Annotated in this window: 1 protein-coding gene and 1 pseudogene; both read right to left on the bottom strand. The window is 46.0% G+C overall.

Going from position 1 to position 524, the window contains the following annotated elements; all coding sequences use genetic code 11:
• Nucleotides 1-206: pseudogene (locus tag AB1L17_RS31505) on the bottom strand (sugar phosphate nucleotidyltransferase); the annotation flags it as partial.
• 52 nt (nt 207-258) lie between these two features.
• On the bottom strand, nt 259-486 hold the full coding sequence (locus tag AB1L17_RS31500; protein ID WP_412848848.1) for a sugar phosphate nucleotidyltransferase: 228 nt from the start codon (nt 484-486) through the stop codon (nt 259-261).
• Between the last annotated feature and the right edge of the window lie 38 nt (nt 487-524).

Here is a 524-nt window from a genome sequence, read left to right as displayed (position 1 = left end):
GCGGCAATAAGAAGATCTGAAACACCAATCACTATCATCGGAAGATCTGATGTGTTAATGACCTTCGTTGCTTCAGACTGATAGGGTACGATATTGGCCCCTATCCGGGTACAATCCAACACTTGCATCAATTGCTCCCAGCTGCCGACATCGCGCCATGTCCCGGAATATTTGGCGACCACCAGATTACGGCATTGTTCTGCCACCGCATAATCAAAGCTGATCTTGGGCAAACACCGGTATTGCCGGACAAGCTGCTTATACTGCGCGGGGTACCTGTTTATCTTTCAAATATTGCAATATAAAACCGAGAGGAAACACAAATACTCCGCTGTTCCACAAAGCATGGCGAGTCAAACACGCTCGGGCTAGCTCGGCGTCAGGTTTTTCAACAAATTGCTTGACAGAATTCACTTTCCGACTGAAATCAGGAGAATCAGGTATAATATACCCATACTTCTCTAAAGGTGCTTCAGGTTCAACCACTACTAATACAACAGGAGAGTGTGATCAGTCTACAACAG

It is taken from the genome of Brevibacillus jepli, from assembly GCF_047229145.1.
GTDB lineage: Bacteria > Bacillota > Bacilli > Brevibacillales > Brevibacillaceae > Brevibacillus.
Note: the sequence above shows the minus strand (reverse complement) of the source record. Positions and strands in the feature narration are given on the sequence as shown.